The following is a 14,047-nucleotide window of genomic DNA, read 5'->3' as shown; positions in this document are numbered from 1 at the left end:
GGATGGACTTATGCCCGCTAGTTAGACGCCAACGATGCTTTATGCAAGTGTATTCAACAAGAATTAATGCTGTCCATCCAGCGAACGGCCAATCTGCTTCCAACGAATAGACCAGTCTTCTGCATCCCAGGAAAACCAGACGAACATGGCTTTACCGACAATATTGCGCTCTGGCACTACACCCCAGAAACGACTGTCATTACTGTTGTCACGGTCATCTCCCATCATGAAATAGGAATGGGGGGGGACTTTATAGGGTCCAAAATCCATCTGGGCTTCCGGCGTATCAAACTCGATAATGTGAAAATGGTGGCCACCCAATTCCTGGGCATATTCCTTGGTGGGAATGACCATGCCCTCGGCACCCTGTCCTTCTGGACGGTAATTAAAATTCCCGATAAATTTTTGCGGAACCAGTTTGCCGTTGATGTAGAGGTCATTACCCTTCACTTCGATTGTATCGCCAGGAAGACCAATCACCCGTTTGATATAATCAATACGGGGATTTTTGGGATAACGAAACACCATGATATCTCCGGCTTCTACCGGGCTGCCCCGGGTTAAGGGGGTATGAATCAGGGGTAGTCGCAAACCCCACTGAAATTTGTTGACCAGAACAAAGTCACCGACCCGAAGGGTTGGAATCATTGAGCCCGATGGGATCTGGAACGGTTCAAACAGAAAGGAACGAATTAAAAAGACAACGAGCAGCACCGGAAAAAAACTGCGCGCATATTCTACAATGAGAGACTCACGGGTTTCCTTGTCGCGCCTGCGCCGCAGAAAAACAATATCTACCAGCCAGATCAGACCAGATAACAGCACCGCCAGAAACAAACCCAAAGTAAAATCCATTGACGTTTTTCCTTCCTTTTTAGCGTTTATCGCTCTTGAGTACCGCCAGAAAAGCTTCTTGCGGAATTTCCACGTGTCCAACCTGTTTCATACGCTTTTTGCCCTCTTTCTGCTTCTCCAGCAATTTTCGTTTGCGGGAAATATCTCCACCATAGCATTTGGCAAGGACGTTTTTACGCATTGCCTTGACGGATTCACGGGCAATAATTCGGGCACCAATCGCCGCTTGTATGGCCACTTCGAACATTTGTCGGGGAATAAGTTCACGTAAACGGGTAACCAGCTCACGCCCGCGACGCTCGGAAACATCGCGATGGACAATCCAGGACAGGGCGTCCAGCTTTTCGCCATTAATCAAAATATCCATTTTAACCAGTGGGCCGCTTTCAAAACGGGCAAACTCGTAATCCATGGAGGCGTAACCGCGACTAACCGATTTCAAACGATCAAAAAAGTCCAGGACCACCTCATTATGGGGCAAGTCATAGCGCAACATCACCTGCCCACCGGTAAATTGCATGTTTTTCTGCTGGCCACGCCGTTCTTCGCACAAGGCAATCACCGGCCCCAGATAGGTTTCCGGTACCAGAATATTGGCGCTGATGACCGGCTCCTGAAAATCGGCGATTTTCTGAACAGGGGGTAATTCTGCGGGATTGGAGATTTTCAGAGTCTGCCCATCGGTGGTAATCACCTGATAAACCACGGTGGGTGCGGTGCTGATGAGTTCGAGCTGATATTCCCGTTCCAGGCGTTCCTGAACAATTTCCATATGGAGTAAGCCGAGAAACCCACAACGGAAGCCAAAGCCCAAAGCCTGCGAAGTTTCGGGTTCAAATTGCAGGGCCGCATCATTCAGACGCAATTTCTGCAAAGCTTCACGAAAATCCTCATAATCGGATGAATCAACTGGATACAAGCCGGTAAACACTTGCGGTTGCACCTCGCGAAATCCCGGCAAGGCCTGAGACGCTGGCCGATCCTGTTCAGTCAGGGTATCGCCTACCCGCGCGCCTTCAATACTTTTGACTCCGGCGATAACAAACCCCACGGCCCCTGTTTCCAGTGCCGGCACGATGAGCGACTTTGGAGTAAAAACCCCTACCTTTTCAACCACATAATTTTTCTGGCCAACCATGGTCACAATCCGCTGACCGGGCCGGATGGATCCGTTCATGACCCGCACCAGCACCACGGTACCCAGATAATTGTCAAACCAGGAGTCGATGATGAGCGCCTGCAAAGGGGCGTTGGCATCGCCTTGAGGAGCCGGAATCCGTTCAACCACTTTTTCGAGGATCTCGCGAATACCGATGCCTTCCTTGGCGCTGGCTTCAATGGCGTCATCAGCGGGGAGTCCGACAATTTCCTCAATTTCCGTACGCACCCGGGCCGGATCTGCCGCTGGAAGATCAATTTTATTGAGCACCGGAACAATTTCGAGATCATGCTCCAAAGCCGTGTAGCAATTAGCCACACTTTGGGCTTCCACCCCCTGGGAGGCATCTACCACCAGCAAAGCCCCTTCACAGGCTGCCAGGGAACGGCTCACTTCATAGGAAAAATCCACATGACCTGGCGTATCAATCAAATTGAACTGATATTCCTGTCCATCTTTGGCCTTGAATTGCAGACGCACACTTTGCGCCTTGATAGTAATGCCCCGTTCTTTTTCAATATCCATGGTATCCAGTACCTGACTGGACATTTCCCGCTCGGTCAGGGCACCGCACAAGCGGATAAACTGATCAGCAAGCGTGGATTTACCGTGGTCCACATGGGCAATGATGGAAAAGTTACGAATATGTTGCTGCTCAGTCATATACCCTTAAATCCCTGACAACCTGACAGGTCTCACTGTCTTGATCGACACCATAACAAAAAGGGCTGGTACATACACCAGCCCCGGACGATTTCTCTATGCTTCAGTGCGGAAGTGAAAGCACTATATAGAAGCTACCGTCACCACGACGCACCAGTACGGGAACTGGCTGCCCGGCAGGCAGGGAAGCTACCAGCTTTTGCAATGTACTGACGTTATTGACGGGCTGTTGCGCCACCTGAAGAATGACGTCTCCCGGGCGAATGCCTGCTTCCGCCGCAACCCCCGGTGCGACGCCCAAAACCAGCACGCCAGTATTGACGTTCAGTTGCTTGCGGGCTTCTGCCGTCAACGGGCCCACTTCAATATGCAGCCGCTTGATTTCACCTTTCTGGGTTTGAACATCAGGAGCAGCTGTCTTGTCCGCCGCTTTGTCCATATCCCCGGGCAGGCTTTCAACGACAATATTCAGGATCATGGGCTTACCATCCCGAATAATTCCCAGTTTTGCCTTGTAACCAGCAGGCAGGGCTCCAACCATGGGCGGCAACTGGCCCGAGTTATAGATGGCATGTCCGTCAAAGGAAACAATCACGTCACCGGGCCGCAACCCTGCCTTGGCAGCGGGGCCATCGGGCACTACCTGGGATACCAGGGCCCCTATCGGTTCTTTCATGTGAAAGGATTTGGCGAGATCCATGCTGACATCCTGAATCATTACGCCCAGCCAGCCGAAATGTACCTTCTGATGCAGCTTGAGTTGTTTGACCGCATCCATGGCTACATTGATGGGGATCGAAAAAGATAAACCCATGTAACCGCCACTGTTGGTATAAATCTGGTCATTAATCCCAATGACCTGACCGCGCATGTTAAACAACGGACCACCGGAATTACCCGGATTGATGGGTACATCGGTCTGGATGAAGGGAATATAGGGGTCATCCGGCAATGGCCGGGCAGTAGCACTGACGACTCCCTGAGTCACGCTGTTCTCAAAACCAAAAGGAGAACCTACTGCCAGTACCCACTGCCCTACTTCGAGCTTGCCGGAATCACCAATCTGAACCGTCGGCAGATTATTGGCATCAATTTTAAGCAGGGCCACATCCATACGGGTAGACAGGCCCACCAGATGGGCCGTGTACTGGTGATGATTGGTGAGGCTGACGATGATTTTCTGGGCACCCTTGACCACGTGCGCAGCAGTGACAATGTAACCGTCCGGGCTGACAATAAAGCCGGAACCCAGCGATTGGACCTGATACTTATGACCGGGAGCCGCACCTTCTCCCTGATCACTACCCGGTTGTCCCGGCGCACCGAAAAAAGGGGCAAAAAACTGGTTGAGCGGTGAATTGGGCGGAAATGGCGAACCAGCACTGCGGGCCACCTTGGTTTCCGTGGTACTGATGTTCACAACCGCAGGACCATATTGCTTCACAATAGGCGTAAAGTCAGGAAGCGCAACCATTGACGCCTGCGTTGGGGCCGCAACAGCCGCAACCGGAAGCATTCCACCCACACCCAAAGCCAATCCCACACATAGCGCCACCATTGGGCGCTGTCTAAGCAGCACACGATTATTCAAAGTACACTCCCTCCCAACCACGATTTATCACTTATTCGGATACCCTGCATATCATCTCGGTATCCGGGCATGTTGGCAACAATTTGACGTCGATATTTTAGGGATAGCCGCCAGCAGGATTATAATTGGAAAAATTACTGATGCCCGTTGCCGGGCTATAAACCGTATTTTGCAGCCCGGCAGCGTTTGGATAATAAACTGATTCTGAAGCCGGCAGATAGTTACTGTGTCCTGGAATCCAGAGCCGCTTGATATCGCGTTGAATCACCAGATCCGGACCCGACGCCTGAACATTGAAATCGGCAACGGGGCGGAGATGAAACACCTCAGGACTACTCTGTGTGCCGCTTAACAATGCCGTTCGCTGATAATGCGCGAGATTTGCATGATCACCTTGACCTTCAGTCAACGTATTGCGTGGTAACAAGCCCACCAAGGTAACCGACACTACCAGCACGGCTGCTACTGAACCGGCTTTCATCCAGAAAGGACTGATGGGACTCCGTGACACTGTGGCACGAGGAGCCAGGATACTGGGCTCCTCGGCTATTTGTGCGGCCACGCGGTCGGCAAATCCGGCAGAAGCCCATTGCGTCCCGGCGCGATCATTTTGCAGCAAAAAAGAAACCCGGTACTGGTTTTCCCAGGCATCACGAAGGCCCTGCTCACCTTGCAATCGGGCAGCCATACGATTCGCCTGCAAGGGACCCATTTCGCCTTCCATGAAGGCCATCAGCTCTTTTTTTGTTTGTTCGTTCATGACTGTTCCTGATCTAACAAAGGTGCCAAAACTTTGGCAATGGCCTCACGAGCCCTGAAAATACGGGACCTCACAGTACCCACCGGACACTCCATAACCTGCGCAATTTCGTCATAACTGAGCCCTTCAAATTCCCTCAGGGTGACTGCTGTTCGCAAATCCTCCGGTAATTCCGACAAAGCACCATCAATATGTTCAGCTAATTCCTTACTGAGCAAAACACCTTCAGGTGTATCGTACTCTCTTAGTCCATCGGCACCGGCAAATTGTTCCGCATCTTCAGTTTCGGCATCCACAATAGCTACCTGCCGACCCTGGGCGACCAGGTGATTTTTCGCAGTATTGACGGCAATACGATATAACCAGGTATAAAATGCGCTATCCCCGCGAAAATTCTTCAGTGCCCGATAGGCTTTGACGAAGGCTTCCTGGGCCACATCTTCCGCTTCTTCCGGAGTGCGCACAAAACGACCCACCAGGGCGACCACCTTGTGCTGATATTTGCGAACCAGAAGATCAAATGCCCCTTTCTCGCCTTTTTGCACCCGCTGAACGAGGAGCAGGTCACTGGACGCACCACTTTCCAGCGCACCACTTGTGCCGCGTCCACTTGTTTTACTCATTCGGCCTTCCTTTATGGTTCCGGTGCCGTTCTTCACCTTGTTAGCGCGTCATCGTATCATGAGCAGCGCGTTTTCTTGCAACGACTTCATACTAATTTCCTACAGGACGATGAATGCCCGCTTTCGATTTTTTAATTATAGGCTCCGGCGCCGCTGGCTTGAGCACAGCATTGGGGCTTGCCCGCCTGGGTAGCGTAGGTATTCTCAGCAAGGATCTGGCGGCAATTTCGGCCAGCGACTGGGCCCAGGGGGGGATGGCTGCCGTCATGGACTTCAACCAGGACAGCATCACCATGCATGTTGAAGACACCTTGGGTGCCGGTGCGGGTCTCTGTCACCCGGCGGCGGTGTCACGGATTATTCGTGCCGGACCAGCGGCGGCACAACAGCTCATCAACTGGGGTGTGCCATTTGATCAGCAGGCGCATGGTGAATGGCATTTGACTCGCGAAGGGGGGCATCGGGTGCGCCGGGTTCTGCACCGGGCGGATACCACCGGCCATGCCATTGAAAGCACCCTTTTGGCGCAGCTGCGTCAGCATCCTGAAATCAGCCTGATGGAAAATCACTTTGTTACTGATTTATGGCTACAGGACGGATCCTGTCAGGGAGCCTGGGTCCTTGGAAACGGGTCCAGCTTGCCGGAATTATGGACTGCCCGCGCTGTCATACTGACCAGCGGTGGAGCGGGTCAACTTTACCTGCATACCAGTAACCCACTGGTAGCTACAGGGGACGGATTGGCCCTGGCTTACCGGGCCGGGGCTGAAATCGCCAACCTTGAATTTATCCAGTTTCATCCAACCACCCTTTATGATCCGGATAATACGCCCTTTTTACTTTCGGAAGCCTTACGTGGTGAAGGTGCCCTGCTCCGTCTTCCCGATGGCCGGACTTTTTTGGAGCAGTACGACCCTCGTGCCGAACTGGCTCCCAGAGATATTGTGGCCCGCGCCATTGATGCCGAAATGAAAAAAAATCAACTTGCCTATGTCACTCTGGACATCAGTGCGCAGCCCAGTGAAAGGATACGTCAACATTTTCCGGCGATATACGCCCATTGTCTTGAACACGGCCACGATTTGACGCATGAACCCATTCCGGTAGTGCCCGCCGCTCACTACACCTGTGGTGGGATTGTTGTAGATCAGTCAGGACGCAGCACGGTGCCCGGGTTATATGCTGCCGGTGAAGTCAGTTCCACGGGCCTGCACGGTGCCAACCGCCTGGCCAGCAATTCCCTGCTGGAATGTGTGGTCGGCGCGGCAAGTATTGTCGAAGCTCTGGAAGGTTTGGCGCAACTTCCAGATAAGCCGGATGGCAACCTGCATGCCTGCCCACTTTCAACGACTCATGACCGCACTATTTACAAGGACCATATCCAGATCCTGCGCCACGACATTCAGAAACTGATGTGGCAAAGCGGCGGCATCATTCGCAACGATCGGGATATTCAACAGGCCATTGAGCGACTGGAAAGCATGCGAACCCGGATTGGCGACGTTGCGGGCATATCCAGGGCGTATCAGGAGTTGCGCAATATGCGCCAAAACGCGGAAATTCTGCTGCGTTCTGCGTTGTTTCGGCGTGAATCCCGAGGCTGTCACTATAATAGCGATCATCCCGACACCCACAACAATCCCCAGGATATGCTCAGCCAGCGCGACCATGAACAGCCTTACGCTCGGCCCATACCTGCCGCAGATGCAGACGCCACAAGCGCCAGACCGCATCCCTGACCGGGAAAACACCAATCAGCGTGTATTTTTGCTTGTGGATGCCGCGCAGCGTCAGCACGCCCAGCCGGAGATGCAGAAAGGGCCATGCCCGCAGCTGCACCTGTACCTGTTCGCCATTGCCCAACTGCAGCAGATACTGATTCTCGGGTCCCGACATCAAGACGATCGGTAGCGCCATCCGCCTTTGTATTGACCAGGGGCAAAACCACAATGTCCAGATAATAACCAGCAATAACAGAGCCATCCCAAAACGGAAATTATCCAGCATGCTCAAAAATGCACAGAGTCCCGCCAAGCAGCAGGACAGACTGTGTAGCAGTGCCTGCTGCTGAACGCTCCCACAGGAAAGGGGAGGAAGTACTTTGTCCCCGGCAGCCATCGCGCTATCATCGGGGCCTGCTTGTAATAGCCATCGGGAGTTTTTATTCATGTCATCAGCCGCCATCCAATTTTCCCTCCTGAGTAGCGAACTGGGGCTTATTCATGCCTATGGCGCGGAGGCCGAAAAATTTCTGCAGGGCCAATTCTCCAATGATCTGCGCAGCCTGACCAGTGCCGGCCAGGGACAGTGGAGCAGTTACAGTACGGCCAAAGGGCGGATGATTGCTAATTTTTACGTGCAACGCGCCGGGGACCATATTTGGTTAAGCCTCTCCAGCAGCCTGGTAGATGTGGTTGCAGAACGCCTGCGCAAATTTCGGATGATGGCCAAGCTGGACATTGAAAATGCCGAACCCGATTACGCAATAATGGCTATTTATGGGGCCGGCACTGGAGACCTTCTGACCAAGGCTTTGGGATGTGCAACGCCTGAACTTGAAAATGAGGGTGCCGCCCGGGATGATTGGCTCCTGACCCGCCTGCCCTGGGCAAATCTGGAAATATTTCAGCTGATCGCCCCACGCGAAAAACTGGCTGATCTGACGCATCTCCTGACCCAATCGGGTGGACTGGAAGCGCCTGTTGCTCAATGGCGTTTAGCCGCCATCCAGGCGGGAGTGGCTTACATCAGCCTGGGTACCACCGAAAAAATAATCCCGCAAGAACTGAATCTGGAGGTGCTGGGCGGAATCAATTTCAAGAAGGGTTGCTATCCGGGTCAGGAAATTGTTGCGCGTTCTCATTATCTGGGCAAACTTAAAAACCAGATGTATGGAGTCAGTGCCCATCAGCCCTTGCAGGCGGGTGACGAAATATTTGCGGAAAGTATGGGTGAACAAAGCATCGGGCTGGTCATCAATGCCGCAGAATCCGGTTCCGGTCAGTACGCAGCACTGGCGGTCCTGCGTGCGGCCAACGCAGGAGAAATGCTCAGAGTCGGAGCCTTGGACGGCGCAGAAGTACATATGCAGAAACTGCCTTATACCCTTCCTCTGGATATGCCCAAAGAGGCCTGAATATGTGGGGGATTGTCGCGGGACTGGTCAGTTATCCGGTATTTTCCTGGTACAGTAAACGCTTTCTGGATGATCAGGGACTAGAATCGGGATTTACGCGTTTGCTGCTGGTATTTCTGGTCGCTACCATTTTGTCATCGGCATTGGGCTATGGGGTATCCTGGCTGACCACGCCTGCTCATACCCGAAGTACCCAGGCCGTTCTGGAAAAAAAGAGTACGGCCATTCTTGGCAAGGAAATCAGTTGCCTGCAGAACCCCAGCAGCTCGGCTTGCCAGTCCGCTGCCCAGCAAGGAAAGGCTCTGGAAAACAAACTACTGGGCAGTCTGAGCGGCGGCAGTCAGCACTAGCGAACCCGGCGGTATACCGCTTTACGCCGACACTCCTTGCCGAAAAGTGGCAAAATGACTGAGCTGTCCGCCTTGGTTCAGCAACTCGGCAAATGTCCCCGACTCCACTACCCGCCCTTCGTCCATGATAAATACCCGATCCATCTGCTCCAGACCAAGCAATCGGTGGGTAATATAAAGAACTGTGCGGCCTTGCATCAGAGGCTGCAAATCACGCAGAAATTCCATTTCAGTCAGCGGATCGAGGCCCTCAGTGGGTTCATCCAATACCAGCCAGGGAGCATTTTTGAGGATGGCACGGGCAATTGCCACCCGCCGCCCCTGCCCACCAGATAATTTCACACCACCTTCACCGACAATGGTATCCAGTCCATCCGGCTGACTCCGCACAAAATCATCCAGTTGTGCAGCCGCCAGCGCCGCCCAAAGTTCATCTTCTTCAGCGTCGCCCTTGGCCACCAGCAAATTATCGCGAATGGTGGTGTGAAACAAATAGGAGCGCTGCGAGACCACCGCAAAATATTCGCGCAGGTCATCGGCAGGGAAGTTTTTAAGTTCATGGCCGCCGAATTGGGCCGAACCACTTTGATAATCATAAAAACGCAGCAACATATTGGCGATACTGCTTTTTCCGGCACCCGTAGCCCCCAATATCGCCACCTTGCTGCCAGAAACAATATGGAGATCCAACCCTGCCAGGGCATCCTTTTGCCCGCCGGGATAGCGCAGATGCACATCCTTTAGCAGCAAATCAGGCTGTTGCACCTTGGGCGCCGGGCCACTGGCATCGGGAAAGGGCAAGGCGCTGTCTGCCACCGAGAAAATCCGTCGGGCTGCCTGCCGGGTCTGGCCCAGAAACTGAAAAGCCAGAGGCAAGGCGACAATGGCTTCAAAGGAACCCATTACCCCCAAGGCAAACATGGGTAAATCGGAAGGCCCGAGATGGCCGCCGTGGATCAGGGGGATGGCGAGAATCAAAATCACCCAGATCGCCAGATTGCCCATAAAACTCATGCCCGCAGTGCCCAGCCCGCTGATTTGCGCCATTTTCGCCTGTCTCTGCAAAATGGCATCATTGAGGGAATGACTGCGACGCAGAATTTCGGGACCGGCCCCGTAAGTGAGCAACTCGCCCATACCTTGCATGCCGTCTACAATCTGGACCCGATAATCAGATTGCAAATCCGTCATTTCCGCCCCACTGCGGGCACCCAGACGCTCAGCTACAAACGGCAGGACCAGGCCGGAAACAGCCAGGAACAAAAACAGGGCAATCGCCAGGCGCCAGGAGAAAAAAGCAAAAAAACCGGACATCAGCACAGTAGCCATTCCGGCTACCAGAAATGGCGTAAATACCCGCAAATAAAAGTTGTTCAGGGTGTCTATGTCGGCGACCAGACGGGACAGGATGTCTCCTGAGCGATAGCCCTGTAATCCGGCCGGGGCCAGAGGCTCCAGACGGCTGTAAAACCAGCTGCGCAGTTGGGCCAGCAGCCGGAAGGTGGCCTCGTGGGTAATCACCCGCTCCAGCCAGCGGGAAATCACCCGGGTCGTGGCAAAAGCCCGAACTCCGGCAGCGGGAAGAAAAAAATTATATAAATTGAGCGTGGCATAACCACCCAAGCCCGCCAGTGCCGCACTGGCCAGAAACCAACCGGAAAGCGCCAGCAACCCAAAATTGGACAATATGGTGAGCAGCGCCAGAAAAGCACCACCCAACATCCAGAACTTATAGGGGAAAAACAGTTTTAAAAGACGAATGTAATCAGACATGGGTTTCCCCCCGGTAGGCAGCAACCATACGGGCATACACCCCGCCCGCTGCAAGCAGCTCCTGGTGGCTTCCACTTTCGGCCACCCGGCCTGCATCCATGACAATAATATGATCAGCCCGTTCTGCCGTGGCCAGACGATGGGCGATGACTATCGCTGTGCGCCCTGTAATTAACTTTTGCATGGCATCCAGCACCAGTGATTCATTTTCCATATCGAGATTGGCAGTGGCTTCATCCAGTATGAAAAGTGGCGGGTTTTTAAGAAAAGCCCGCGCCAGAGCTATTCGCTGAATTTGCCCACCAGAAAGCCCCTGGCCTAAATCACCAATCATCGTCTCAAAACCATCAGGCAAGTTTTCAATGAACTCCAGTGCGTGGGCATTTTGCGCAGCTTCCCGAAGTGCAGCCAGATCAGCATCCGGGCGGCCGATCCGGATATTATCCCCGAGACTGCCATGAAAAAGACGAGGATTTTGCGGCACCCAAGCGAGCTGTTTCCACCAGAGTTCCGGCTCTATGGCATTCAGTGGCATCTGCCCATTGACGAGAATTTCGCCCTCACTCGCTTGTACAAAACCCAGCAACGCACTGGCCAGGGTGCTTTTTCCGGCACCGCTGGCACCCACCAAAGCGGTGACTTTACCCGCTGGAAACTCGGCATTTACGCCGTCCAGTGCGCTGCGTCCAGCTTCATAGGAAAAATGCAGATTGCGCACCGACAGACTGATTTGACCGGAAGGTACATAATCTGCGCCCTGCCGGGATTTTTCCGGCAATGGCATGTCCAGTATTTCGAAAATTCTTTTGGCAGCCGCTATGGCGCTCATGCGGGCATGATAGTGGGTCGATAACCCCCGCAGCGGATTAAAATACTCCGGCGCCAGGAGCAGAACGAAAAAGGCGGTAAAAAAAGTAACTGAGGCATGGACCTGCAGCAGTCTGGCGCCCAGAGAGACCGCCACCAGGGCAATGGAAAGACTGGCAAAAAACTCCAGCACGGCCGAGGTCAGAAAGGCAACGCGCAGACCCGCCATGGTGCTGCGTCGGTAGTCGTCAGAAATTCTGGCCACGATTTCGATTTCATCTTTGGCACGACCAAAAATCTTGAGCGTGGTCAGACCTTGCACCACATCCAGGAAATGCGCACTCATCAACAGCATTTTCCGCCACTGACGCTGGTTAACCGCTTCGGCCGCATAACCTACCAACACCATAAAAAAAGGAACCAAAGGACCGGTTATCAGCAATATCAAACCGCTGATCCAGTCTTCGGGAAATACCACAATCAAAATCGCCAGAGGTATCAGGCTCACCAGAGCCATTTGCGGTAAATAACGGGAAAAGTAAGGCTCCAAAGCCTCCACACCTTCGATCATGGTGCTGGCAATATCGGCGCTGCGTTCGCCGGCAATGGCCACCGGCCCCAGTTGCAAAAGGTGCTTCAGCAACTGTTCGCGCAAATAGGTTTTGATGCGGGCACTGGCCCGAAAAGCCACCAGCTCCCCCGCCCAGGATAAAGCGGCACGCAGGACAAAAAGCCCCAGCAGAGCCCAAAGTAGTGGCATTACGGCTGCGAGACTAAGTCCCTGAAACGATACCCCGTTGATGATATGGGCGAGAATAAAAGCCTGGAGGATAATCAGCAGACCAGCCGCCAGCCCCAAGCCTATGCCAAAATACAGGGCGCCTCGAGTCCGACGCCCTTCCTGCATTAATCTCTGATCAATTCGTTCCGCTTTCGCCATCATCAACCTCTAATATTCTGGATGCACTTTAGCACAGCGTCGTACTTTCCTCACCCTGCAGACCGGTATGCAGCCCTCAGTCACCCAGAAAAAGCGTCAGCACTCCGGTATAACCGTATATTTTATCATGAGAAATTTCGCCATTCGCAAAAAAACCAACCAGCGGAAAATGGCCTAGTTGCTCCTCAATCAGACGTAACTCCGCTGAATCGGGGCCAAACAGTCCTTCGCCTCTGCCCAGACAGGAAAAATATAAGCCGCCACGAATGTTTCGACCAGCCACCAGTTTCTTCAGGTCTGTCAGCATCCGCAACAAATCTTCCCGGGCCGTAGTACCATCGCGCTTGCAAAACATCAGCGATTGACCGGATTCCACATATTCACCAATCGCCATCAATTTACGATCCGTGTCCACACCAATCAGATTGCGGACGGTGTAATCGCCGCGATCATCATTGGCTACGGGCAAGGCGACAAAAATAAAACCGGCCGCCTTCTGTAAATCCCGGGCGAGAATCTCCCCAATTTCTTCGTATAACACATCGAGGGCAGGCCGCTTGTCGAGGGTGCCAATAATGTTGCTTTTAGCGTCACCGATTTCATGAAGGGGACCAATGGGGCTGCAACCCTGGGAAAGACGGGTGGCAATGGCCACTTTTTCGCTGAACAGCACACCACTTAAACCACCATGAACCGCTTTGTCGGCCAATTGCCCGCCCTTGCCGCGTGTACTGCTGAGTCCGCCAGTGATAAACCCGCTCCGGGTTTTACCGGCCAGATCCCGCACCAGATCGGGCAAGTCAGGCGTGGCGGTGTCACCATGCACAACGGCAAAATAAGGGGCTGCACCATTCACCTGGAGAGGCTGGTCACTCAGGTAGGGGGTCATTCCTGAAAAAATGGACAATTCCAACTCGGGAATATCCGTGACCATCAATGCCAGGGCGGGTGTATCCAAATATTCCTGACCTGTGGCACAAATTCCAATGCCTACACAACCCGTCCAATGTTTAACATCCAGCTGCTGATTCAGTTGCGCCAGTAACTCAGGCAGCTCTGCTTCGAACAGGTCGGATACATACAAAAAACCCAGGGTTCCGCTTTGGGCCTGGCTGCCCGCCATATCCAATGCAGCCGCCAAAGCCACCCGCCAATCAGGATCAGCAGCATGTCCATAGGCAAAAAGCGATTCCGGATGATGCATAAAATCCTCCCCGAGCGAGTAAAAATTTCCAATAAAAAAAGAGCCAGAGTAAAACTCTGACTCTTATTCGTATCTGGTGGAGCCAAGCGGGATCGAACCGCTGACCTCTTGAATGCCATTCAAGCGCTCTCCCAGCTGAGCTATGGCCCCGATGTCGCGTAATATATGGATTTGCCCCGGCACTGT

General features: G+C 53.2%; 12 protein-coding genes and 1 tRNA gene. 3 read left to right on the top strand and 10 right to left on the bottom strand.

The genetic code is table 11. The features are described 5' to 3' along the window. Positions 1-63: 63 nt before the first annotated feature. The 5 genes from lepB to rpoE form a co-directional block, all read right to left on the bottom strand. Complete coding sequence (gene lepB / locus GCD22_RS05030) at positions 64-855, bottom strand: signal peptidase I (RefSeq protein WP_024893897.1); 792 nt, start codon at positions 853-855, stop codon at positions 64-66. Between the two features lie 19 nt (positions 856-874). Next, the gene (lepA, locus tag GCD22_RS05025; protein ID WP_031572326.1) at positions 875-2,677 is read right to left on the bottom strand and encodes a translation elongation factor 4; all 1,803 of its coding nucleotides are present in this window, start codon (positions 2,675-2,677) and stop codon (positions 875-877) included. 103 nt (positions 2,678-2,780) lie between these two features. Beyond that, positions 2,781-4,235: a DegQ family serine endoprotease gene (locus GCD22_RS05020; protein ID WP_051690612.1), complete on the bottom strand. Its 1,455-nt coding sequence runs from the start codon at positions 4,233-4,235 to the stop codon at positions 2,781-2,783. Positions 4,236-4,365: 130 nt separating this feature from the next. Beyond that, positions 4,366-5,028: a sigma-E factor negative regulatory protein gene (locus GCD22_RS05015; protein WP_031572328.1), complete on the bottom strand. Its 663-nt coding sequence runs from the start codon at positions 5,026-5,028 to the stop codon at positions 4,366-4,368. Next, positions 5,025-5,651: an RNA polymerase sigma factor RpoE gene (rpoE, locus tag GCD22_RS05010; RefSeq protein WP_010636733.1), complete on the bottom strand. Its 627-nt coding sequence runs from the start codon at positions 5,649-5,651 to the stop codon at positions 5,025-5,027. The genes GCD22_RS05015 and rpoE overlap by 4 nt, the downstream gene beginning before the upstream one ends. 113 nt (positions 5,652-5,764) lie before the next feature. Here rpoE and nadB point away from each other — a divergent pair, with 113 nt between their 5' ends. Beyond that, the gene (gene nadB / locus GCD22_RS05005; protein WP_031572329.1) at positions 5,765-7,390 is read left to right on the top strand and encodes an L-aspartate oxidase; all 1,626 of its coding nucleotides are present in this window, start codon (positions 5,765-5,767) and stop codon (positions 7,388-7,390) included. Here the strand turns inward: nadB and GCD22_RS05000 are convergent. Beyond that, positions 7,305-7,835, bottom strand: coding sequence for a hypothetical protein (locus GCD22_RS05000; RefSeq protein WP_153940475.1), 531 nt, complete (start codon positions 7,833-7,835; stop codon positions 7,305-7,307). The two genes, nadB and GCD22_RS05000, sit on opposite strands and share 86 nt — an antisense overlap. Here GCD22_RS05000 and ygfZ point away from each other — a divergent pair. Then, a complete protein-coding gene (ygfZ, locus tag GCD22_RS04995) occupies positions 7,819-8,787 on the top strand; it encodes a CAF17-like 4Fe-4S cluster assembly/insertion protein YgfZ (protein ID WP_031572331.1) in 969 nt (322 codons plus the stop codon). The two genes, GCD22_RS05000 and ygfZ, sit on opposite strands and share 17 nt — an antisense overlap. 2 nt (positions 8,788-8,789) lie before the next feature. Then, on the top strand, positions 8,790-9,137 hold the full coding sequence (locus GCD22_RS04990; RefSeq protein WP_010636741.1) for a hypothetical protein: 348 nt from the start codon (positions 8,790-8,792) through the stop codon (positions 9,135-9,137). 21 nt (positions 9,138-9,158) lie between these two features. Here the strand turns inward: GCD22_RS04990 and cydC are convergent, their stop codons facing one another. The 4 genes from cydC to GCD22_RS04970 all read right to left on the bottom strand — a co-directional run bounded on the left by cydC (position 9,159) and on the right by GCD22_RS04970 (position 14,011). Further along, positions 9,159-10,910, bottom strand: coding sequence for a thiol reductant ABC exporter subunit CydC (gene cydC / locus GCD22_RS04985; RefSeq protein WP_031572332.1), 1,752 nt, complete (start codon positions 10,908-10,910; stop codon positions 9,159-9,161). Beyond that, entirely contained in the window at positions 10,903-12,657 is a 1,755-nt protein-coding gene (gene cydD, locus GCD22_RS04980; protein WP_024893905.1) for a thiol reductant ABC exporter subunit CydD, read from the bottom strand. The genes cydC and cydD overlap by 8 nt, the downstream gene beginning before the upstream one ends. A gap of 76 nt (positions 12,658-12,733) precedes the next feature. Further along, on the bottom strand, positions 12,734-13,861 hold the full coding sequence (locus GCD22_RS04975; RefSeq protein ID WP_024893906.1) for an FIST signal transduction protein: 1,128 nt from the start codon (positions 13,859-13,861) through the stop codon (positions 12,734-12,736). Between the two features lie 74 nt (positions 13,862-13,935). Continuing rightward, a tRNA-Ala gene (locus GCD22_RS04970) sits at positions 13,936-14,011 on the bottom strand. Positions 14,012-14,047: the final 36 nt, after the last annotated feature.

This window comes from Acidithiobacillus thiooxidans ATCC 19377, from assembly GCF_009662475.1.
Classification (GTDB): Bacteria; Pseudomonadota; Gammaproteobacteria; order Acidithiobacillales; family Acidithiobacillaceae; genus Acidithiobacillus; species Acidithiobacillus thiooxidans.
Note: the sequence above shows the minus strand (reverse complement) of the source record. Positions and strands in the feature narration are given on the sequence as shown.

Bases quoted from the DNA above. Each gene is read 5' to 3' on its own strand.
- cydC (WP_031572332.1), bottom strand. From the start codon at position 10,910: ATGTCTGATTACATTCGTCTTTTAAAACTGTTTTTCCCCTATAAGTTC.
- GCD22_RS05000 (WP_153940475.1), bottom strand. From the start codon at position 7,835: ATGGCGGCTGATGACATGAATAAAAACTCCCGATGGCTATTACAAGCA.
- lepA (WP_031572326.1), bottom strand. From the start codon at position 2,677: ATGACTGAGCAGCAACATATTCGTAACTTTTCCATCATTGCCCATGTG.
- lepB (WP_024893897.1), bottom strand. From the start codon at position 855: ATGGATTTTACTTTGGGTTTGTTTCTGGCGGTGCTGTTATCTGGTCTG.
- GCD22_RS04990 (WP_010636741.1), top strand. From the start codon at position 8,790: ATGTGGGGGATTGTCGCGGGACTGGTCAGTTATCCGGTATTTTCCTGG.
- rpoE (WP_010636733.1), bottom strand. From the start codon at position 5,651: ATGAGTAAAACAAGTGGACGCGGCACAAGTGGTGCGCTGGAAAGTGGT.
- GCD22_RS05020 (WP_051690612.1), bottom strand. From the start codon at position 4,235: ATGGTGGCGCTATGTGTGGGATTGGCTTTGGGTGTGGGTGGAATGCTT.
- ygfZ (WP_031572331.1), top strand. From the start codon at position 7,819: ATGTCATCAGCCGCCATCCAATTTTCCCTCCTGAGTAGCGAACTGGGG.
- GCD22_RS05015 (WP_031572328.1), bottom strand. From the start codon at position 5,028: ATGAACGAACAAACAAAAAAAGAGCTGATGGCCTTCATGGAAGGCGAA.
- cydD (WP_024893905.1), bottom strand. From the start codon at position 12,657: ATGGCGAAAGCGGAACGAATTGATCAGAGATTAATGCAGGAAGGGCGT.
- GCD22_RS04975 (WP_024893906.1), bottom strand. From the start codon at position 13,861: ATGCATCATCCGGAATCGCTTTTTGCCTATGGACATGCTGCTGATCCT.
- nadB (WP_031572329.1), top strand. From the start codon at position 5,765: ATGCCCGCTTTCGATTTTTTAATTATAGGCTCCGGCGCCGCTGGCTTG.